16 protein-coding genes are annotated in these 20436 nt (G+C 61.8%); 5 read left to right on the top strand and 11 right to left on the bottom strand.

Going from position 1 to position 20436, the window contains the following annotated elements:
- Window positions 1-477 precede the first annotated feature (477 nt).
- Both guaD and FKV68_RS30710 read right to left on the bottom strand, forming a co-directional pair.
- Window positions 478-1827: a guanine deaminase gene (guaD, locus tag FKV68_RS30705; protein WP_180942672.1), complete on the bottom strand. Its 1350-nt coding sequence runs from the start codon at window positions 1825-1827 to the stop codon at window positions 478-480.
- On the bottom strand, window positions 1824-3062 hold the full coding sequence (locus FKV68_RS30710) for a urate hydroxylase PuuD (protein WP_180942673.1): 1239 nt from the start codon (window positions 3060-3062) through the stop codon (window positions 1824-1826). Before FKV68_RS30710 ends, guaD begins: the two co-directional genes overlap by 4 nt.
- Before the next feature lie 241 nt (window positions 3063-3303).
- Between FKV68_RS30710 and FKV68_RS30715 the strand changes: the two genes are divergently transcribed.
- Window positions 3304-4218 carry a LysR family transcriptional regulator gene (locus tag FKV68_RS30715; RefSeq protein ID WP_180942674.1) on the top strand — a complete coding sequence of 305 codons (915 nt, stop codon included), beginning with the start codon at window positions 3304-3306 and terminating at the stop codon, window positions 4216-4218.
- A gap of 154 nt (window positions 4219-4372) precedes the next feature.
- On the opposite strand, the gene FKV68_RS30720 is transcribed toward FKV68_RS30715, so the two are convergent.
- The gene (locus FKV68_RS30720) at window positions 4373-4783 is read right to left on the bottom strand and encodes a hypothetical protein (protein WP_180942675.1); all 411 of its coding nucleotides are present in this window, start codon (window positions 4781-4783) and stop codon (window positions 4373-4375) included.
- Between the two features lie 438 nt (window positions 4784-5221).
- Here FKV68_RS30720 and FKV68_RS30725 point away from each other — a divergent pair, with 438 nt between their 5' ends.
- Window positions 5222-7852, top strand: a complete 2631-nt coding sequence (locus FKV68_RS30725; protein ID WP_180942676.1) for a malto-oligosyltrehalose synthase — start codon at window positions 5222-5224, stop codon at window positions 7850-7852.
- Window positions 7853-7908: 56 nt separating this feature from the next.
- Here FKV68_RS30725 and FKV68_RS30730 read toward each other — a convergent pair whose 3' ends face one another.
- On the bottom strand, window positions 7909-8886 hold the full coding sequence (locus tag FKV68_RS30730) for a quinone oxidoreductase family protein (protein ID WP_180942677.1): 978 nt from the start codon (window positions 8884-8886) through the stop codon (window positions 7909-7911).
- Between the two features lie 155 nt (window positions 8887-9041).
- Here FKV68_RS30730 and FKV68_RS30735 point away from each other — a divergent pair, with 155 nt between their 5' ends.
- Entirely contained in the window at window positions 9042-9437 is a 396-nt protein-coding gene (locus FKV68_RS30735; RefSeq protein WP_180942678.1) for a winged helix-turn-helix transcriptional regulator, read from the top strand.
- Window positions 9438-9443: 6 nt separating this feature from the next.
- On the opposite strand, the gene xdhC is transcribed toward FKV68_RS30735, so the two are convergent.
- The 4 genes from xdhC to uraH form a co-directional block, all read right to left on the bottom strand.
- The gene (gene xdhC, locus FKV68_RS30740) at window positions 9444-10307 is read right to left on the bottom strand and encodes a xanthine dehydrogenase accessory protein XdhC (RefSeq protein WP_180942679.1); all 864 of its coding nucleotides are present in this window, start codon (window positions 10305-10307) and stop codon (window positions 9444-9446) included.
- 70 nt (window positions 10308-10377) lie between these two features.
- Window positions 10378-12711: a xanthine dehydrogenase molybdopterin binding subunit gene (xdhB, locus tag FKV68_RS30745; RefSeq protein WP_180942680.1), complete on the bottom strand. Its 2334-nt coding sequence runs from the start codon at window positions 12709-12711 to the stop codon at window positions 10378-10380.
- Between the two features lie 130 nt (window positions 12712-12841).
- A complete protein-coding gene (gene xdhA, locus FKV68_RS30750; protein ID WP_180942681.1) occupies window positions 12842-14323 on the bottom strand; it encodes a xanthine dehydrogenase small subunit in 1482 nt (493 codons plus the stop codon).
- Window positions 14324-14329: 6 nt separating this feature from the next.
- Window positions 14330-14701 (bottom strand): hydroxyisourate hydrolase, encoded by a 372-nt coding sequence (gene uraH, locus FKV68_RS30755; protein ID WP_180942682.1) that lies wholly within the window; start codon window positions 14699-14701, stop codon window positions 14330-14332.
- A 170-nt stretch (window positions 14702-14871) separates the two neighbouring features.
- Here uraH and puuE point away from each other — a divergent pair, with 170 nt between their 5' ends.
- Window positions 14872-16287 (top strand): allantoinase PuuE, encoded by a 1416-nt coding sequence (gene puuE, locus FKV68_RS30760; protein ID WP_180942683.1) that lies wholly within the window; start codon window positions 14872-14874, stop codon window positions 16285-16287.
- A 73-nt stretch (window positions 16288-16360) separates the two neighbouring features.
- Window positions 16361-16846, top strand: a complete 486-nt coding sequence (locus FKV68_RS30765) for an ureidoglycolate lyase (RefSeq protein WP_180942684.1) — start codon at window positions 16361-16363, stop codon at window positions 16844-16846.
- Window positions 16847-16910: 64 nt separating this feature from the next.
- On the opposite strand, the gene FKV68_RS30770 is transcribed toward FKV68_RS30765, so the two are convergent.
- Genes FKV68_RS30770 through FKV68_RS30780 form a run of 3 tightly spaced genes read right to left on the bottom strand, consistent with a single transcriptional unit; the run spans window position 16911 to window position 20384 of the window.
- A complete protein-coding gene (locus FKV68_RS30770; RefSeq protein ID WP_180942685.1) occupies window positions 16911-18539 on the bottom strand; it encodes an ABC transporter ATP-binding protein in 1629 nt (542 codons plus the stop codon).
- Window positions 18532-19458, bottom strand: a complete 927-nt coding sequence (locus tag FKV68_RS30775) for an ABC transporter permease (RefSeq protein ID WP_245181886.1) — start codon at window positions 19456-19458, stop codon at window positions 18532-18534. Before FKV68_RS30775 ends, FKV68_RS30770 begins: the two co-directional genes overlap by 8 nt.
- Window positions 19459-19469: 11 nt before the next feature.
- Window positions 19470-20384 carry an ABC transporter permease gene (locus FKV68_RS30780; protein WP_180942687.1) on the bottom strand — a complete coding sequence of 305 codons (915 nt, stop codon included), beginning with the start codon at window positions 20382-20384 and terminating at the stop codon, window positions 19470-19472.
- Window positions 20385-20436 lie beyond the last annotated feature (52 nt).

Consider the following 20436-nt stretch of genomic DNA (forward strand, 5'->3'; position numbering starts at 1 on the left):
ACTTGCCGAGATAGTCGGCTTTTGCTGCGATACTCTGTTGGACGCAGCATTCGACGGCACTGCCGTTGCGTCCAGAACATTCGATTTAGCTTAGCGATAGCTTTTTCTTTGGTCTGCGGTAGGCTTTTGAATTAATTATCAAATTACAGTGCACTTCAGCTTCGTGCACACGTGTATCCGTGAATATGACGCCGGTTCTTGCCGGTGCGGAGCTCTCCTTCGAGCGACGAGCGGCACTCTGCAATCGTGACAGTGGACGGCCTCGCGGCAACGGTCTTCAAAAATATCGGGTGACGATCGCCGGCATATCGATGTCGGCCATTTCGTAGAGATGACGGATGCAAAACCCGCCATCCGCGGCCTGATGGCGCGAGAAACCGCCGACGCCTTGACCAGTGCCGTGGGCGCGCAAGCGGCCGGAAAACTGCAACCGGCCGGAACACAAGTCCCGGCCGGCGTGGTCGTTTAAGATCGTGATCAGGCCGTTTCGACCATCTTCGCCGAGGGGGCGGGCGCAGACGCCTCACGCGCACCGCGCTTCATCGGCTTGCCGGCGACATAGACTTCAGCCACCGAGCGATCGTCGCCCATCGTCTGCAGGATGAAAAGCTCCTCGACGAGCGAAGAGGCCACTTGCATCCGCAACTCCATCGCGGGCTTCGCGCGGCTGTCGAGAACGACAATGTCCGCATCAGCGCCGACATGCAGCGAGCCTATCGAATGGTCGAGCTCAAGCGCGCGGGCGTTACCCAGCGTCATCATGTAGAACGAGTTGAGCGGCGATAACCGCTGGCCCTGCAGGTGCAGTACCTTATAGGCCTCGTCCATGGTTTCCAGCATCGAGAAGCTCGTCCCGGCGCCGACATCGGTTGCAACGGAATAGCGGGCGCCGAGCCTGTCGAAACGATCGCGGTCGAACAAGCCGCTGCCGAGGAAGAGGTTGGACGTCGGGCAGAACACGCCGACCGCTCCGGTCTCGGCAAGCACGGATATCTCGCGGTCGCTCAGATGGATGCAATGGCCGAGCAGCGTCTTGCGGCCGAGAAGATCATAACGCGCGTAAATATCCGTATAGTCCTTCGCTTGCGGGTAGAGCGAGGTTGCGAAGGCGATCTCGTCCTTGTTTTCCGAAAGATGCGTCTGGACATAACAGTCGGGATTCTCCGCCACAAGCGCCCGGCTCATCTCCATTTGTTCCGGCGTCGAGGTGATGGCGAAACGCGGGCTGATCGCATAATGCGCCCGGCCACGGCCGTGCCACTTGTCGATCAGACGCTTGGTCTCGTCATAGCCATTCTGAGGCGTGTCGCGCAGTGCGTCCGGCGCATTGCGGTCCATCATCACCTTGCCGCCGACCATCAGCATGTCGCGTGCCTCGGCCGCTTTGAAGAAGGCATCGACGCTTTCCGGATGTACGGAGCAATAGGCGACGGCGGTCGTGGTGCCGTTCGCGAGCAATTCGTCCATGAAACGGCCGGCGATAAAGGCCGCATGCTCAGGCGCTTTGAACTTCTGCTCTTCGACGAAGATATAGGTGTTCAGCCACTCGAGAAGCTGCGCGCCATAGGAGGCGATCGCCTGCGTCTGCGGGAAATGCAGATGCGTATCGATGAGACCCGGCAGGACGAGGTGGGGACGATGATCGGCGACCTTCACGCCGTCGCCTGCCTGTTTCGCGACGTTAGCATGGGAACCGACACCGGCGACCTTGCCGTTCCGGACAAGCACGGCGCCATCCTCGAAAAAGCAGTAGGAAACCGTGTCATCGATACCCTCGGGCTCCTTGACGAAGGTCAGCACCCGGCCGCGGATCAGCAACTCACTCATTGAAGCTTTCCTTCCTTCGCCGCGGTTTCATACCAGGAGACCAGCAGGCGGCGTTCTTCTTCGGTTACACCGGTGACATTGGCGGGCGGCATGGCGTGCGATCGCCCGGCCTGCAGATAAATCTCGCGGGCATGCGCGACGATGTCGCCGTCGTTTTCGAGGACGACACCCTTCGGGGGCACGACGAGCCCCTCCCAGCCGGGTTCCTTGGCATGACACATGGAGCAGCGGCCGAGTACGGTGTCGCGTACCTTTTCGAAGTCCGCCGACGCGACAACGGCCTGTTCGGCCGTTGAAGCTCGGGCTTCGCCGCCCTCGGAAAGAACCTTGGGCACGGTCGAAAGCCACATGATCACGATGAAAAGCACCGCCGTGACGAGCCACGTCCAGGTGGGGCTGCCCTTGCGGGCGTGGCGGGTGTTGAACCAGTGGCGGATCGTGACCCCCATTAGGAAGACGAGCGAGGCGATCATCCAATTGTACTGAGTGCCGAAGGCCAGCGGATAGTGGTTCGACAGCATCAGGAACAGCACGGGCAGCGTCAGGTAGTTGTTATGGGTCGACCGCTGCTTTGCCTGCTTGCCGAGTGCCGGGTCCGGCGTCCGACCCGCGATCAGATCGGCGACGACCTTCTTCTGGTTCGGAATGATGATGAAGAACACGTTCGCCGACATGATCGTCGCCGTGAATGCGCCGAGATGCAGATAGGCGGCACGGCCGGTGAAGAGCTGGGTGTAGCCCCATGCGACGCCCACAAGCACGAAATAGAGCAGCACCATCAGCCGGGTGTTGTCGTTGCCGAGCGGCGAGCGACAGACCCTATCATAGGCGAGCCAGCCGAAGGCGAGCGAAGCGAGCGAAATGGCAATCGCCGCCGGCTTCGACACGTCGAGCACGCTCGGATCGATCAGATAGAGGTCGGCACCGGCATAATAGACAAGAGCAAGCATGCCGAAGCCCGAAAGCCAAGTGACGTAGGACTCCCATTTGAACCAGATCAGGTGCTCGGGCATGTTTTCCGGCGCCACCAGATATTTCTGGATATGATAGAAGCCGCCGCCGTGGACCTGCCATTCCTCGCCATAGGCACCGACCGGCAGGCCCTGTCCCTGTCTCAAACCCAGGTCGAGCGCGACGAAGTAAAAGGACGAACCGATCCAGGCGATGCCGGTAATGACATGCAGCCATCTCACGGCAAATGTCAGCCAGTCCCAGGCAATGGCAAATTCATACATGCGGCTCTCCCATTTTTCTGGGCGGCATTATGTGTCATTGCTTGAGCAGGGGAGAACGCCGCGCGGGCATCAACTCTTTCAAAAAAAACTATAAAATCGAAGGAGCGCGAGTGCTTTACTGAATGGCCGGTTAAATCGGAGTCGATTTGCGAATAAAATTATGCAGAAATTCAAAGCGTTAAAGCGACTGTTTGCGCGCTGAAGCACGCCGGTCGGCATTGGAGGAGCATAGGCGGGAGGCATGTCTTATCTCGATAATGTACGCGTTTTCGTGCGTGTCGTCGAACTCGGAACGTTGTCCGCGGCAGGGCGCGATCAGCGTGTGACGCCTGCGGTTGCCAGCAACCGGATCAAGGAGCTGGAGCGGCATATGGGCGTCCGCCTCTTCAACCGCACCACCCGCAAGCTGACGCCGACGGAGCACGGCCGCGTCTTCTATGATGGTGCCGTCAAAATTCTCGAAGCCGTAAACGAGGCCGAAAGCGCCATCGCCGACCTCTCGCGCAATCCCAAAGGCGCGCTTCGCATCACCGCGCCGCTCGGCATCGGCCGAAGGCTGATTGCCTCCGGCATTCCGGAGTTCCACGACAAATATCCGGATATCGAGGTGCGCCTGCGGCTTTCCGATCACAATGTCGATATCTTGAGCGAGGGCGTCGATGTCGCGTTCAAGCTCGGCATTCTGGAGGATTCGAACCTGCGCATGCGCGGCATCATGAACTGCGAGCGGGTCGTCTGCGGCGCGCCGGCATATTTCGAGCGGCGCGGGACGCCGGGCACTCCCGACGAGCTCATCACCGACCGTCACGACTGTCTGCTGCTGCGCTACCCGGGCTCCAAGGAATATTACTGGACGCTGCAGACGGCAGACGGCGTGCGCAAGTTCGAAGTGACCGGCCCCTACGATTCCGACGACGGCGACGTGCTGACACAATGGGCGCTCGATGGCCGCGGCATCATCAACAAACCGCTCTTCGAGGTGAAGCAGTATATCAACGAAGGTGTCCTGACCCCGATCCTGCAGGATACGCCGCCGCTCGGCGCGCAGCTTGCGGCGATCTATCCGCACAAGCGCTTCCAGGATCCGAAGGTGCGCCTGATCATCGACTTCATGGCCGAACGCTGTCAGCGGCTGATTGGCAAATTGCTCGTCTGACGCCTCGACCCGCCGGCTTACCGGCGCTCGCGGTGAGGCCCGTGGCGCCATGTAGATCGCGGCGGGTAGATTGCTTCGCGCTCGCCCCGCTTCGGTGCTTCGATCAAAGGAGGGCGGCCCTCCTGCAAGCGGCCGCCCTCACATGTTCTGTATGCTAACGATTGCCGTCGGTCTTGCCGGATTTCCCAGGCACGCCGTCACCGCCGCCATTGCCGAAGCCGTTGTTGCCCTTCGGGCCCTTGCCATTGCCGCCGCCTTCGCCGCCGCCGCCTTCGCCGCCGCCGCCGCCTTCGCCGCCGCCGTCACCCTCGCCGCCGCCGTCGCCTTCACCGCCGCCGTCACCTTCACCGCCGCCGTCACCCTCGCCCCCGCCGTCACCCTCGCCGCCGCCGTCACCTTCGCCGCCGCCGTCGCTACTACCACCGCCCTCGCCCGTTCCGGTGCCGTCGGCTTTGGCAACATTGGTCGTGAAGGGAGCAGCGAAAGTCGCCAGCAATGCTGCTGCCGTGGAAATGGTCAGAATCCGCCGCAGTTTATCTACGGTATCTTCGCTGTTGCTATTCATAACGTTCTCCCTTTCTCCTTGTTTGCAGGATCAGGAAAAGTAAATGAGCTTTTCTGGATCCAGTTTTATGTATTTTTAGGCACGGTTGCGCCTTCTGATGATACAACCAAAACACGCCGTCACCTCATGTTAGGTTAGCGTAAGAATTTCAAGCTACGCACAGGCAATTCCAGAATCTGAGAAAGGATTTTCCTGACAGCCTTTCCACTATTTCATAATCATCATTCCGGATTAATTCTTTCTGCAATTATAGATGCACCATCATGCGCGGTATCACGGCGAAGGGTTGATCTGCAGCAGCACCGATCGGTTCGGGCGGCGCGGAACACCTGCGGTCACACTGTGCGGGCCTGAGCTCGCCCCATGCGGTTATCAAAGCGCTTGGGAACAAAGAGCGACGAATCGTGTTGAGGCAGCACAGGATTCAAATCACCCGCAATGCAGCCGCCCAAAGCAACCTACCGCCTGCAATTTCGAAACGGGATGGACTTCGCAAAAGCCGTGGAGTTGGTCCCCCATCTCGTCGGCCTCGGCATATCCCATCTGTACGCCTCGCCGATATTTTCCGCCGTGCGTGGCTCGACGCATGGCTACGACGTCATCGACTTTAACGAGATCGAGCCCGCACTGGGCGGTCGCGAGGGTTTCTCGCGGCTGGTCCACGAGTTGAACGCGCAAGGGCTTGGAATAATCCTGGACGTCGTCCCGAACCACATGGCTGCGAGCCTCGATAACGAATGGTGGCACAGCGTCATCGAATCGGGCCGTTCCAGTGCCTTCGCCGATCATTTTGACATCGACTGGCAGTCGCCTCTCACCTTACCCTTCCTGGGACGGTCTTTTGAGGAAGAGCTCGCCGCCGGCAACATCCGGCTCGCCCTCGACCGCAAGCGCAATTGCCTGGCGCTCATGTATTACGACGCGCTCTATCCGCTCAATCCGGCCACCTATCCGGCAATTCTGAGGGCAGCGAACTCCGCTCTCGAAAGGATCTGCGCCATTGCCGCAGCGGCCGGACCAACGGGTATCGCACATCTTCATTCGGCAGTTTCTTCGATTGTGAAGGCGTCCGCGGTCGCCGCCGAGCTCGACGAATTTCTCGAACAACTCTCCGCCGACAAGGATCATCTGCGGCGCCTGCATCAGATGCAGGCTTGGCGGCTTACGAGCTGGAAGACTGCGCGGGACCAGCTGAGCTATCGCCGGTTCTTCGAGATAGCCGGTCTCATCGGCATGCGAGTCGAAGATCCATCCGTTTTCGAGGACACCCATCGACTGACTCTGGACCTCGTCCAGGGGGGCTTGGTTGAAGGACTTCGGGTCGATCACATCGACGGTCTCGCCGATCCCGAAGCCTATCTTCACAGGCTGCGGCAGCACGCAGGCAACAGCACCTACATCGTCGTCGAGAAGATATTGGGAGTGAATGAAACGCTGCCGCAGGATTGGCCCGTCGACGGCACCACAGGCTACGAGTTCATCTCCGCCCTGGCCGAGCTTCTGACCAACGAGCAGTCTTCTGCCCGGCTTTCGAGCGAGGCACGAAGATCGGCGGCGGAAAAGGCGGTCCTCGATTGCAAGCTGCAGCTACTGAGCCACAATTTCAACGCCGAAGCCACGCGGCTCGCCAGACTTGCCGCGCTCATCGAAAACAACGGCGGCTCCTCGCATCCCAACGGCCGCATCATCGAAGCCGTTCGTCGGTTGATCGCAGCACTACCGATCTACCGGACCTATGTCAGCGACCGCGGCGTAGCCGAGCGCGACGGCCGCATCCTCGACGAAATGGAATTGAACGCTTTGACCGCAGCGCCGGTTGCCGGCGCCGAAATTGCCCTCATCATTGCCGCGCTGAAATCAAGGAGTGGCTTGGCGAATCGAAAACCGCAATCCGAGTTCCGTACGCGCTTTCAGCAATTGAGCGGCGCCGTCATGGCCAAGGCGGTCGAGGATACCTTCTTCTACAGAAGGACCGACTATCTCGCGGCGAATGAGGTGGGGGCCGATCCTTTCTGGAGACCGGGGGGCACCGACCGCTTTCATGAGATGATGCAGGATCGCGCCCGCGACATGCCAAACGGCCTGTCGGCAACGTCGACGCATGACACCAAGCGCGGTGAGGACGCACGTGCCCGTCTCTATGCGGTGAGCGAGGCACCGGACGTCTGGACAGCCTCGGTCGCGCGCTGGCACGACATGAATGCCGCACGGATCCGCCGTTCCCCGGGTGGCGGCGCGCCGGAAGCCTCGGTGGAGCAGTTCCTCTACCAGAGCCTGCTTGGCATCTGGCCTATCAACTCCTCTTTCGACGAAGACGAATTTTCCGCTTTACGCGAGCGTCTTTGCGGATTTGCCGTTAAGGCGCTCCGGGAAGCAAAACTCAGGACGAGTTGGGAGTCTCCGGATGAGTACTACGAAACGGCAGTGACGGCGTTTCTCTCTGACCTCCTCGATTTGCAGAACCGAACCTTTTTCGAAGACTTTGGGAGAGCGGCGAGGCCTTTCATCCAGGCCGGCTTGATCAACAGCCTCTCGCAAACCCTGGTCAAACTGACCGCACCGGGCGTTCCGGATGTTTATCAAGGCAGCGAGCGTCTCGACGTCAGCCTCGTCGATCCTGATAACCGCCGGCCTTTTTCACCACATCCGTCATCGCCCGCCCTTCCGCACGTGCCGACCGCGAGTACCTTCGAAGACTGCAAGCAAACGCTGATCGGAATATGCCTGAATCATCGTCGAAACAGGGGCTCGAATCTGCTGATGAGAGGCGGCTATATTCCCTTGCAAGTACGAGGCCCCGCCTCCCGCCACGCAGCCGCTTTCATGCGCCACACCGAGAACGACTTTTCAATCACGGTGGTCCCGCGCCTCATATTCCGCCATACGGACGGGGACCGGCTGTCCGTTCTCCCGGGCCTCTGGAAGGACACCTGTCTCGTATGGCCCGATGGCCGCGATCTCATGCGCTTGCGAAACCTCGCCACAGGCGACCTCGTCGAACCTCATCACCATCTTCCTGTGGCGGATGTGCTACGCGGCTTCGCCGTTGCCTTCCTTGTTCCGGCGTGACTGGAGCGGACAGCAGCGCCGCGTCCAATCGGGCGCGCAAGGGACACCGCAGCAATTCAAGAGATCAGCACGATCTTCCCGGTTGTTTGCCGGCTCTCGAGCGCCCGGTGCGCATCGGCGGCCCGCGTGAGCGGAAAACGCCCGCCGTCGATCACCCTGAGCGTTCCCTTTTCGGCCTGATGGAAGAGATCGGCGAGATCGGCCTTCAAGCCGGCCGCTGTCAGGAGAGGAAGCAGGGCGAACCCGTGCAAGGACTGGTTTCGCGAGAACATCGCCTCCATCTCGCCCGAGCCGAGACCGAACCGGCCTAAGGCGCCGAAAACCAGTTCGCCGCCGGGCGCGAGCAGATCCAGCGCCGCTTTCGTGAATGGGCCACCGATCAGGTCGTAGATGATATCGATGCCTCTGCCGTTGAGCGTTTCCTTAAGGCCCGCCGTCCAATTCGGCAGCGAGTAGTCGACGCCGATGTCGGCGCCGAGAGAGCGCACCAGTTCCAGCTTCGCATCGGAGCTTGCTGTCGCCACAATCGATCGGGCCCCCGCGCTCTTCGCCAGTTGAATCAGCAGCGAACCGACGCCGCCTGCGGCAGCGGTCACCAGGATCGTCTTTCCCTTTGGCGGACTTTGGCGAATGAGGTGCAACGCAGTCAGCCCCTGGATCATCAGCGCGGTCGCCGTCTCGAACGGCAGGACGTCCGGAACCGGCACCAGTGTCGCAGCGTCAATCGTGATGTATTCGGCGTAACCGGAGCCGCGGCCAAAGGCGAACATGGGAACGGCGACCCGGCTGCCGATGATGGTGCCGGAAACGCCGGCGCCCGCGGCCTCGACGACACCCGCGACCTCGACGCCGGGGATCATCGGCAGTTCCGGCGTCACCGCATAACGGTCTTCTCGCATCAGCACCTCGAAGAAATTCACGCCGATGGCACGTGTGCGGACGAGAACCTCCCCCTCTGCCGGCGCCCGCTTCGGGATATCAACGATTTCAAGCACCTCGGGCGGACCGAAGTGGCGGAACTGAATCGCTTTCATGTGCATCTGCCTTGGATCGTGGTGGGTTAGAAGCGACGCAATTCCGGACGGGAAGCCGTTACACACTTTCCTGGAATTGCTTTAGCCGCTATTTAGGTCCACTGCCCAAGAGGGATCTACATACTCTTTCGTTCCATACTGACCAGCTGGTAACCATGGTCGAGATCATGAAAAGATTGCCGGTTCTGCCCTCCGAACGCGCCCTGAAGGTGATCTCCGGGCGCTGGAAGGCCGTCATCCTCTATCACCTGTTCGACGCGCCAAAGCGGCTATCCGAGCTCAAGAGACTGGTGCCCGCCGTCAGTCAAAAGGTTCTGATCCAGCAACTCCGCGAGATGGAGGAGCATGGTCTTGTTCATCGGGAGATCTTTCGCGAGGTCCCGCCGCGCGTGGAATATTCGGCGACAGCACTCGGCCTCAGCCTCGAACCCGTACTGCTTGCGCTCTGCGAATGGGGTCAGCGCCACGCGGCGGAGCTGAATGAGCTCGACCATCTTGCGGATTGCGTCATCAGGCCTCGGTCCAGCGTACAGAGCGAGAGCGACGATTGACCCGCCTCACGCCCTGACCGGCTTTCCGGATTTACGCGACGGGAGACCGTCCTTCGGGTGATCATGGTTCAGGGCAGCCGTCATGATTTCGGCGGCGGCCAGCGCTGCGATGACGGCCGGCCGCTTGTCCTTGACGGTCGTCCCACCGATCGGACAGACCAGCCTGTCGAGGAGCTCCGGGCGTCTTATTTCCCGTGAAAGCCAGCTCTTGAACGTGGCGCGCTTGGTCTTCGAGCCGATCATGCCGACGTAGCAGGCATCCTCGCGGCCGAGCGCTTCGGCGGCAATCAGGAAATCCAGCGCATGGTCATGGGTGAGAATAACGAACGCACTTCCCGCCGGAGCGTCGCGCACGACCGCCTCCGGCATTGCCGTGAGGCAGGTCTCGATCCCGGGCACATCGACAGCCGAAAGCTCGTGCTCGCGCGTATCGATGAGGATGGTGCGAAGCGGCACCAGCGAAAGCGCCATTGCGAGCGCATCGCCGACATGGCCTGCGCCGAAGACATAGACGTGCGGGCGACGCGCGATCTCGCTTTCGCTGCGCTCGATCAGTGCCGCACGGGTTTCCTTGTCGATCGTCTTAAAGGCGAGCGCCACGCGACCGCCACAGCATTGGCCGATCTCCGGGCCGAGCGGGATCGTCAGCGCATGATCAGCGCTCGCTCCCTGGAGGAGCTTTCGAGCGTGATCGATCGCCATGTATTCCAGCTGGCCGCCGCCGATCGTGCCGAAGGTGCGGTCTTTCGAGACGAGCATCCAGGCATCGGTATCGCGAGGGGTCGAGCCGGCTGCGACTGCCACCTCGACGAGGACGCACGCCGCTTCTCGGTTCAGGAAAGCCCGGATATCCTCTCTGGTCGCCGGCATGTTCGTGGTTCCTGTTTCCGCGCATGGTCCGACGCCCGGTCGGCCATGCGCCGCATCAAATACTACCGCGTTATCTCCGTGCCTGCCCGCGCAGACGCTCGATGGCCATCAACACGCGCTCGGGGGTCGCCGGTGCGTCGATGCGCGGCGGGATTCGATATTCCACAACGCTCGCCGCTGCCATGGATATAGCTTCGAGAACGGAAATACCCAACATGAAGGGCGGTTCGCCGACGGCCTTGGAGCGGCGGATCGTTTCCTCCCGGTTGACCGACCATTCCGCCAGACGCACGTTGAAGACACGTGGCCGGTCGGAGGCGAGCGGGATCTTGTAGGTGGAAGGCGCATGGGTGCGCAGCCGCCCCTTGGCATCCCACCACAGTTCTTCCGTCGTCAGCCAGCCCATGCCCTGCACGAAGGCGCCCTCGACCTGCCCGAGGTCGAGCGCCGGATTGAGCGACTTGCCGACATCGTGGATGATGTCAGTGCGATCGACCTGGTATTCGCCGGTCAGCGTGTCGATGCTGACCTCCGAGCAGGACGCGCCGTAAGCGTAGTAGTAGAACGGACGGCCGCGGCCTTCGGAGCGGTTCCAGTGGATCTTCGGCGTCTTGTAGAACCCGGCGGCGGACAGCTGAACGCGCGCCGCATAGGCCATGTTTATGAAATCGGGGAAGGACACGCGCTCGCTGCCGATCCGCACCACATTCGGCTCGAAAGCGACATCCGCTTCGCTGACGCCATAGCGTTCCGTCGCAAAACTGACGAGCCGCGCCTTGATCTGCTGGGCCGCATTGGCGGCCGCCATGCCGTTCAGGTCCGAGCCGGACGAGGCGGCGGTCGCCGATGTGTTCGGCACCTTACCGGTGGAGGTCGCGGTCACCTTGATGCGGTCGAGGTCGACCTGGAACTCGTCCGCCACGACCTGGGCGACCTTGGTGTAAAGCCCCTGCCCCATCTCGGTGCCGCCGTGGTTCAGATGGATCGAGCCGTCGGTGTAGACATGGACCAGAGCGCCGGCCTGGTTGTATTCCGTCTTGGTGAAGGAGATGCCGAACTTCACCGGCGTCAGCGCGATACCGCGCTTGATCACGTGGTTCTCGCGGTTGAAAGCGAGAACGGCCTCACGCCGGGCGGCATAATCCGCCGACGTTTCCAGTTCCTCGATGATGCGCCCGATGATGTTGTCTTCCACCTTCTGGTGATAGGGCGTCAGGTTGCGGCCCTCGCCACCATAGAAGTTGAGCTTGCGGATCTCGAGCGGATCCTTGCCGAGCGTGTACGCGATATCCTCGATCATCCGCTCGCCGCCGACCATGCCCTGCGGTCCGCCGAAGCCACGGAAGGCGGTGTTTGACACCGTGTTGGTCTTCATCGGCCGCGAGCGCAGCCGGACGTTCGGATAGAAATAGCAGTTGTCGGCGTGGAAAAGCGCGCGGTCCGTCACCGGACCGGAGAGGTCCGCCGAGAAGCCACACCGCGCGGCAAAGACCGCGTCGACCGCCTCTATCCGGCCGTCGTCGTCAAAGCCGATCTTGTAGTCGACGTGGAAATCGTGGCGCTTGCCGGTCGCCGTCATGTCATCGTCCCGGTCGGGGCGGATCTTGACGGCACGGCGGTACTTCCGCGCCGCCATGGCAGCGACCGCGGCAAAGAGATTCGCCTGCGTCTCCTTGCCGCCGAAGCCGCCACCCATGCGCCGGACATTTACCGTCACGGCGTTGGAAGGCACGCCCAGCACTTGGGCCACCATATGCTGCGTCTCGCTCGGATGCTGGGTCGAGGCGTAGACGGTTACTTCGTCGTCCTCGCCGGGGATCGCGAAGGAAATATGGCCTTCCAGGTAGAAATGATCCTGGCCGCCGATCCGCATTTCGCCCTGAACGACGTTCTTCGCCTTGGCGAAGCCGGCGTCGATGTCGCCGCGTTCGAGCTTCAGCGGATCGATCACCAGCGGATAGTTCGCCGTCACGGCCTCCTGAACGTCCGTGACATGCGGCAAGTCGCGATAGTCGATCTTGACCTTTGCAGCCGCCCGCCGCGCCGCATCGCGTGACGTGGCAATCACGGCGAAGATCGGCTGGCCGTGAAACTCGACCTTGCCGGTCGCAAAAACCGGATCGTCATGCTTGTGCGCGGGACTGATGTCGTTCTCGCCCGGAATGTCGTCCGCCTTCAGAATGCCGACGACGCCGGCGCTGGCGCTCACATCCGCAAAGTCGATCGACAGGATTTCCGCGTGCGCCCGGGCGGACAGGCCGAGATAGGCGTGCAATGTCCCGGCGGGCTCGGGGATGTCGTCGATATATTCGGCTGTGCCCGAGACATGCTTGTGGCCGGACTCGTGCTTTTCCTTCTCGTGAACGCCACCGCGGATGCGGTCGATGGGCTGCATCACATTCATGGCTCAAACCTCCTTTAGATCACGATGATTTTTGGGTCGAATCGACCCAAAAATCATAATCGTGATCGATTCTAATAAGTTAGAGCGGGATGCGGGGCGGAAAACCGCGCACACTTTTCCTCATCCCGCTCTAAACCGCGACGGCGATGGCGCGATCGAGCCGGACGTGCCCGGCCTCCTGCGTTTCCAGGTAAAAGCGGCGGAGCAGGTTCTTCGCCACGAGCATGCGGTATTCGGCCGAGGCGCGCCAATCGGTCAAAGGCGTGAAATCCTCGGCAAACGCAGCGACGGCGGCTTCAATCGTCGCATCGTTCCAGTCCGCTCCTTCGAGCACCGCCTCCACCTTCGAGGCACGCTTCGGCGTGCCGGCCATTCCGCCGAAGGCGATGGTCGCTTCGGCGACCTTGCCTTGGTCATCGAGAGACGCGCAAAAGGCACCGCAAACGGCGGAAATGTCTTCGTCGAGGCGCTTCGTCACCTTGTAGACGGCAAAGCGGATTCCTTCGTCGAGGAACGGAATGCGCACCGTTTCGACAAATTCGCCGGGTTCGCGATCCTGCTTGCCGTATTCGACGAAGAAGGCTTCGAGCGGCAGGGTCCGGCGCCGTGCGCCCTTGCGCAGCGTCACCGATGCGCCAAGCGCGATCAGAGCCGGCGGCGTGTCGCCGATCGGCGAGCCGTTGGCGATGTTGCCGCCAACGGTGCCCATGTTGCGCACCTGCTGCCCGCCGATCCGGTCCCACAGTTCGCGCAGTTGCGGAAAGTGTTCCACGATCACCGGAAAGGCTTCGGTATAGCTGACACCGGCCCCGAGCGTGATGCCTTCGCCGTCGACGGAAATCCGGCGCAGTTCTTCGAGATGCGAGATGTGCACCACCGGCGCGATGTCGCGCATGAACTTCGTTACCCAGAGACCGACGTCGGTCGAGCCCGCGACAATCGTCGCCTTCGGGTCGGCTTCGAAGACGGCAGCGAAGTCTTCGACAGAGGCCGGCAGCACGAAGCGTTCAGCCTCGTTGCCGATCACGACGCGGCGGCCATCCTGGAGCGCGGCAAGTTGCCTGCCGATATTTTCACGCTCCGTGACGAGCGGATCCTTTCCGACCTCCCCGATCGATGAAATCGCTTCCGCCGCACGGATGATCGCGGCGTAGCCGGTGCAGCGACAGAGATTGCCCTGCAGCGCCTTTTCGATCTCCTGAACGCTCGGCTTCGGTTTTTCCATCCAGAGGCCGTAGAGCGACATGACGAAGCCCGGCGTGCAGAAGCCGCACTGCGAGGCGTGCGTGTCGACCATCGCCTGCTGCACCGGGTGAAGCGGACCGTTCGGCTGAGCCAGTGCGTCGACGGTGACGACATGGCAGCCGTCGAGCGAACCGACGAAGCGGATGCAGGCGTTGATGGATTCGTATCTCAACTGACCGCCAAGAAGCCGACCGACCAGCACGGTGCAGGCACCGCAGTCGCCCTCGGCGCAGCCTTCCTTGGTTCCGCGCAGACTGCGGTCAATGCGCAGGAAATCGAGCAGGGTCTGGACCGGCGAAACGTCTGCAAGTTCGACGAGCCGGTCATTCAGCAAGAAGCGGATCGTGTTGCGGATTTCAGTCATCATGGCCGGTCAGCTCCCGCGGTAGGTCGAATAGCCATAGGGCGAAAGCAGGAGCGGCACATGATAATGCGCCGCCTGGTCGGCGATCCCGAAGCGGATCGGGATGACGTCGAGGAAGGGATTTGCACCGCGCTCTGCGGCGGGGCCGAGATATTCGCCGGCGTGGAAACGCAGTTCGTAGGTCCCGCTTTCCATACGTTCGCCGGCGAGCAGCGGCTGGTCACAGCGGCCATCGTCATTCGTCCTCGCGGAGACGAGATGCTGCGCCCGCTCGCCATCGAACCGGTAGAGGTCGATGCGCAGGTTGCCGGCCGGTTTGCCGCTTGCCGTGTCCAGCACATGGGTCGTCAGGCGCCCGGCGTTTCCACCTTGAGATTGCATGCGTTTCGCTCCTCCCGAAATCAGCTCTCCACTACACAGTATCCGGAGGGGAGATGCGCTTGTGTAGCGGCCTCAGCCTTCGAGACTTTCAAATTTTTTGGGGGGAATGAGCGAGCGGCTTTCTCGTTACCAATCGTGCTCAAAAGACACTGTCTGGAGGAGCCCATTTCATGAGATACCCCCGCGATCTTCACGGCCATGGCCCACATCCCCGAGCCGTCTGGCCGGACGGAGCGCGGATGGCCGTCCAGTTCGTCATCAATTACGAGGAGGGTGGCGAAAACTGCGTGCTGCATGGCGATGCGGCATCGGAGGCCTTTCTGTCGGAGATCGTCGGTGCCCAGGCTTGGCCGGGCCAGCGCCACTGGAACATGGAGTCGATCTACGAATATGGCGCGCGCGCCGGATTCTGGCGCCTGCATCGCCTGTTCACGGATCGCGACGTGCCCGCCACCGTCTATGGCGTGGCAACGGCGCTCAAGCGCTCACCCGCTCAGGTCGCGGCTATGCAGGAGGCCGGTTGGGAGATTGCCTCGCACGGGCTGAAATGGATCGAGCACAAGGATTTCAGCCTTGAAAGGGAGCGCGCCGAAATTGCCGAGGCGATCCGCCTCCATACGATCGTCACTGGCGAGCGGCCGCGCGGCTGGTACACCGGCCGCTGTTCGGAAAACACGCTCGATCTCGTGACTGAGGCCGCCGGCTTCGACTATGTCTCCGACTCCTATGCCGACGACCTTCCCTACTGGCATGAGCGCGGCAGCAGGCACCAGCTCGTCATTCCCTACACGCTCGACACCAACGACATGCGCTTTGCGACAGCGCAGGGCTTCAACAGCGGCGACCAGTTCTTCAGCTATCTGAAGGATAGCTTCGATGTTCTTTATGCCGAAGGCGCCGCCGGTTCGCCGAAAATGATGAGCATCGGGCTTCACTGCCGCCTCGCCGGCCGGCCGGGCCGGATCGCCGCGCTCGCCCGGTTCCTCGATTATGTGAGGGGGCATGAGAAGGTCTGGCTTGCCCGCCGCATCGACATCGCCCGCTACTGGGCTCAAGCTTATCCTTTCCAGCCCAATGGCGACCGTCCTTCCCGGCTTTCCGAAGAGGCCTTCATTGCCCGTTTCGGCGGCGTCTTCGAACATTCGAAGTGGATTGCCAAACGCGCCTTCGCCGATGAACTTTCCCCCGCCAACGACACGGCGATCGGCCTTCACGCCGCGCTCGTCCACGCCTTTCGCAGCGCGACGGAAGAGGAGCGGCTGGCGGTTCTCAATGCGCACCCGGATCTTGCCGGCAAGCTTGCCCAGGCCAAGCGCCTGACCGAGAGCTCCACCAACGAACAGGCTTCGGCCGGGCTCGACGCGCTGACGGATAGCGAGCGTGAGCGGTTCACGACCCTCAACAGCGCCTATGTCGAAAAGTTCGGCTTCCCCTTCATCATGGCAGTCAAGGGTCGGCGCAAGGACGAGATCCTCGCCGCCTTCGAAAACCGGATCGGCAACGACCGCGAAGCCGAATTCGAGACCGCATGTCGCCAGGTGGAAAGGATCGCGCTCCTCCGCCTGCAGGACATGCTGCCAAAATAAGGGACATGCGGATGACGGCCGGAAGGCGGCGTCAGCCGTCTGCGCTTTTTGGGCGGATCGTGGAGACCACAAGTTGAAGGAAATCGCCATCCAGCCGTTGACCTGCGAGGCTTTTGCGCCTTTCGGCGACGTCATCGAGACCGAAAACGCCCAGAGTTTTCCGATCAATGGCGGCCGCTGCATGCGCTTTCACGACCTCGCCAGGATCGAGACCACCGGCGAGAACGCCCGCCCGATGATCAGCATCGTGCGCGGCGAGCCCTACGTCCTGCCCCTGACACTAACCATGGTGGAGCGTCACCCGCTCGGCAGCCAGGCTTTCATCCCGCTCAGCCGCAACCCGTTCCTGGTCGTGGTTTCCGAGGAGACGGTGGCTGGGCCCGGCGAGCCCCACGCCTTCCTGACGGCACCGGGCCAGGGGGTCAACATAGCCCGCAACGTCTGGCACGGCATCCTGACGCCCCTGCAGGGTGTTTCCGATTTCGCGGTGATCGACCGCGGCGGCGAAGGCGTGAACCTGGAGGAACATTTCTTCGAGGAGCCGTTCCTGTTGCGGTAATCCGCCATTAAGAGCGAAATGAGCCCGAAGATCCCTCCTTCCGGCGCCGCCGGCGGTAGGCTGCTCAGCCCACTTCGGCGCCAATCCGCGCGTTTGGCATTCGCCGCGCGGCCTGGACGCGCGGGTCCGGGTCGAGGCCGGCGTCCAGCAGGCGGCGGGTATAGTCGCGCTGCGGGTTCTCGAAAATCTGCCTGACCGTGCCGACTTCTACGCATTCGCCCGCCTGCATCACCATCACATGATCGGCAAAATCGCGCACAACCGGCAGATCGTGGGCGATGAAGATGAAGGCGATGCCGAGTTCACGCCGCAGGTTGTCGAGCAGCGCGATCACCTGCGCCTGGATCGATACGTCCAATGCGGAGACCGCCTCGTCGCAAACGATGAGTTCGGGTCGGAGAGCCAGCGCGCGGGCGATCGCGATCCTCTGGCGCTGGCCGCCGGAGAACTGGTGCGGGTAGCGCTCGGCATGGGCGGGCGACAGGCCCACCTGCGTCAGCAGTTCCTCAACCCGTGCGCGCCATTGCGGCTTCGGCAGGATCTCGGGATGGATCACCCAGGCCTCGGATACCAGCTGGTAGACCGTCATGCGCGGATTGAGCGACTGGGTCGGATCCTGGAACACCATCTGCAACTGGCGCCGCAGTTTATAGAGTTCCTTGGCCGGCATTTTCAGAAGGTCCTGGCCCTTCCAATAGGCGTGTCCCGAATCTGCTTCGTCGAGCCGCAGCAGCGCGCGCGCCAGCGTCGATTTTCCCGATCCGCTTTCGCCGACGACGGCCATCGTCTCCCCCGGCTGCAGCGTGAAGGACACGCCCTTCAATGCCGTGAAGGAGCCATAGGACTTGCAGAGATTTTCGACCTTCAGCAGCGGCTCGCCGGTGGCATTCGGTTCATGCATCTCGCCCCGGCCGGGAGCGGCCGCGATCAGCTTGCGCGTGTAGGGATGCTTGGGATTGTGATAGACCTCGTCCGGCGTTCCGGTCTCCACGATCTCGCCTGCGTTCATCACGACAACCCGGTCGGCGATGTCGGCCACGACACCGAGGTCGTGGGTGATCAGCAACAGTCCGAGGCCGGTTTCCTTCTGCAGCTCGCCAAGGAGCGCAAGCACTTCGGCCTGCACCGTCACATCGAGCGCAGTCGTCGGCTCGTCGGCAATCACGATATCGGGTTTGAGCGCAAGCGCCATGGCGATCATCAGACGCTGCCGCTGACCGCCGGAAAACTGGTGCGGATATTTGCGCATCGCCGTGTCGGGCGCGGGAATGCCGACGCGCTTCAGAAGATCGAGCGCGCGTGCGCGCGCCGCGTCTGCGGGCACTCCATGAATACGCATGACTTCGATGATCTGCCAGCCGACGGTGAAAACCGGATTCAAGTGGCTCAAGGGGTCCTGAAAGATCATTGCGATCCGCTTGCCATTGATCGCGCGGCGCTCGTCATCCGACATTGCGAGCAGGTTTTTACCAGCGAAAATAACCTCGCCGCTGGTGATCTCGCCTGGCGGCATGTCGATCAGGTTCATGATCGCGGAAGCGGAGACGGACTTGCCCGAACCACTTTCACCCAGGATTGCCAGCGTCTCGCCGCGGTCGAGATGCCAGCTTATGTTGCGCACCGCGTGCACCGTGCCGCCGGCCGTGTGGAACTGAACGGACAGGTTTCGAATCTCAAGCAGATGCTCAGCCATTCTTGCGGCCTCCGATTTCGAGTCTCCAGCGCTGTGCCGGATCGAGGGCGACACGCATCCAGTTCGACAGCAGGTTGAGCGACAGCGTCGTCAGAATGATCGCCAGGCCCGGCCAGAACGCCAGCCACCAAGCGTTGGTGAGGTATTGCTTGCCTTGCGCGACCATCAGGCCCCAGGTCACTTCGGGCGGCTGGATGCCGATGCCGAGGAAGGAGAGCGAGGACTCGGCCAGCATGACGAAGGCGAAGTCCAGCGTCGCTATGGTCACGAGCGTCGGGACGACCATAGGCAGAATGTGACGAAAGACGATCCGGAGGGACGAGGCCCCCATGACCTTCGCCGCCTGCACGAACATGCGCTGGCGGATTTCGAGGACCTCGGCCCGCGTCGTGCGCAGATAGACCGGGATCCGTGTGATGGCGAGAACGATCACGATATTACCAACCGATGGCGCCAGCATGTAGAGCACGATGACCGCGAGGAGCAGCGACGGAAACGACATGATTACGTCCGCAAGCCGCATGATCAAGTTCGATACTCGCTCCGACGCGTAGCCGGCAACGAGGCCGAGCAACGCGCCGACCACACCGGAACAGACGACCGCCCCAGCGGCGATCATCAGCGTGTTCTGCGCGGCCACGACGATGCGGGCGAGCAACGGCCGGCCGAGAGCGTCGGCTCCGAGCAGGAAGAGCCAGCCCCTATCGACCGTAAACGGCGCCAGGTTGCGGGCGCGCAGGTTCTGGGCGACGGCGGCTTCGCGCAGCAAGATCGGCCCGAAGAGCGCGCACAGGACCGCAATAATGAGGAAAATCGTCGCGAAAAACGCGAACTTGTCGCGCCAGAGCATGCCGATGAGCACATGCGCCTTGCCGCGCTGCTTGGTCGAGATCTGCGTGGATGGCAAAGTACTGGACATGGTCATGGCCTTCAGGTCCTGAGGCGCGGATCGAGCAATGCGTAGGCAATGTCGATCAGCAGGTTCATGACGAAGATCGCAAGCGCCGTGACCATGATTGCCGCCAGGATCACGTTGAAGTCGCGCTGCAGGATGGAATCGATCATCAGCTTGCCGACGCCGGGGAAGCCGAAGATCGTCTCGACGACAACCGCACCGTTAAGCATCGCGGCCGCCTGGTCGCCGATGACCGTGATCACCGGCAGCATGGCGTTGCGCAGCGTATGGATGAAAATGATCGAACGGTTTCCGACGCCCTTGGCGCGAGCCGTTTTGACATAGGCAGATCCAAAAGCCGTCAGCATCGATCCGCGCACCACCTGCAGAATCAGGCCGAACGGCCTGATGAAGAGCACGGCCACCGGCAGGATCCAGTGCCATACAGTGCCGGTGCCGGAGGTCGGAACCCAGCCGAACGTGATGGAAAAAACGACGATGCCGACGATCGCGATCCAGAAATCGGGCGCCGAGGCGCCGACCAGTGAAACGAGCGAGACGAAACGATCGAACAGGCCGCCGGGGCGGAAGGCTGCTATCGAGCCGATAGTGATGGCGAGCGCCGTCACCAGCGCGATGGTGATCAACGCCAATTGCAGCGTCCAGGCGAAGGATTCAAGAACCACGTCGATCGCAGGACGCGCCTTACGGATCGAGTCGCCGAAGTCGAGATGCAGCACATCCCAGACATAACGCCCGAATTGCTGGATAAGAGGATCGTTCAATCCATGCAGTTCGCGGAACTGATCGAGCATTTCCTGCGTCGCATCGATCGGCAGGAACAAGGCTGCCGGATCGCCCGTCAGCCGCGACAGGAAGAACACCATCACCACGAGCGCGACGAGCGAGAAGAAACTCGACACGATCCGCCTCATCATCTTTTTTCCCATCGGTCCAACTCCCGATTGTCATACTGCGCGGGTATCTTAGATCGGAGCCGAT

Source organism: Sinorhizobium mexicanum (genome assembly GCF_013488225.1).
GTDB lineage: Bacteria > Pseudomonadota > Alphaproteobacteria > Rhizobiales > Rhizobiaceae > Sinorhizobium > Sinorhizobium mexicanum.

Bases quoted from the DNA above. Each gene is read 5' to 3' on its own strand.
- guaD (WP_180942672.1), bottom strand. From the start codon at position 1,827: ATGAGTGAGTTGCTGATCCGCGGCCGGGTGCTGACCTTCGTCAAGGAG.
- FKV68_RS30710 (WP_180942673.1), bottom strand. From the start codon at position 3,062: ATGTATGAATTTGCCATTGCCTGGGACTGGCTGACATTTGCCGTGAGA.
- FKV68_RS30715 (WP_180942674.1), top strand. From the start codon at position 3,304: ATGTCTTATCTCGATAATGTACGCGTTTTCGTGCGTGTCGTCGAACTC.
- FKV68_RS30720 (WP_180942675.1), bottom strand. From the start codon at position 4,783: ATGAATAGCAACAGCGAAGATACCGTAGATAAACTGCGGCGGATTCTG.
- FKV68_RS30725 (WP_180942676.1), top strand. From the start codon at position 5,222: ATGCAGCCGCCCAAAGCAACCTACCGCCTGCAATTTCGAAACGGGATG.
- FKV68_RS30730 (WP_180942677.1), bottom strand. From the start codon at position 8,886: ATGAAAGCGATTCAGTTCCGCCACTTCGGTCCGCCCGAGGTGCTTGAA.
- FKV68_RS30735 (WP_180942678.1), top strand. From the start codon at position 9,042: ATGGTCGAGATCATGAAAAGATTGCCGGTTCTGCCCTCCGAACGCGCC.
- xdhC (WP_180942679.1), bottom strand. From the start codon at position 10,307: ATGCCGGCGACCAGAGAGGATATCCGGGCTTTCCTGAACCGAGAAGCG.
- xdhB (WP_180942680.1), bottom strand. From the start codon at position 12,711: ATGAATGTGATGCAGCCCATCGACCGCATCCGCGGTGGCGTTCACGAG.
- xdhA (WP_180942681.1), bottom strand. From the start codon at position 14,323: ATGATGACTGAAATCCGCAACACGATCCGCTTCTTGCTGAATGACCGG.
- uraH (WP_180942682.1), bottom strand. From the start codon at position 14,701: ATGCAATCTCAAGGTGGAAACGCCGGGCGCCTGACGACCCATGTGCTG.
- puuE (WP_180942683.1), top strand. From the start codon at position 14,872: ATGAGATACCCCCGCGATCTTCACGGCCATGGCCCACATCCCCGAGCC.
- FKV68_RS30770 (WP_180942685.1), bottom strand. From the start codon at position 18,539: ATGGCTGAGCATCTGCTTGAGATTCGAAACCTGTCCGTTCAGTTCCAC.
- FKV68_RS30775 (WP_245181886.1), bottom strand. From the start codon at position 19,458: ATGTCCAGTACTTTGCCATCCACGCAGATCTCGACCAAGCAGCGCGGC.
- FKV68_RS30780 (WP_180942687.1), bottom strand. From the start codon at position 20,384: ATGGGAAAAAAGATGATGAGGCGGATCGTGTCGAGTTTCTTCTCGCTC.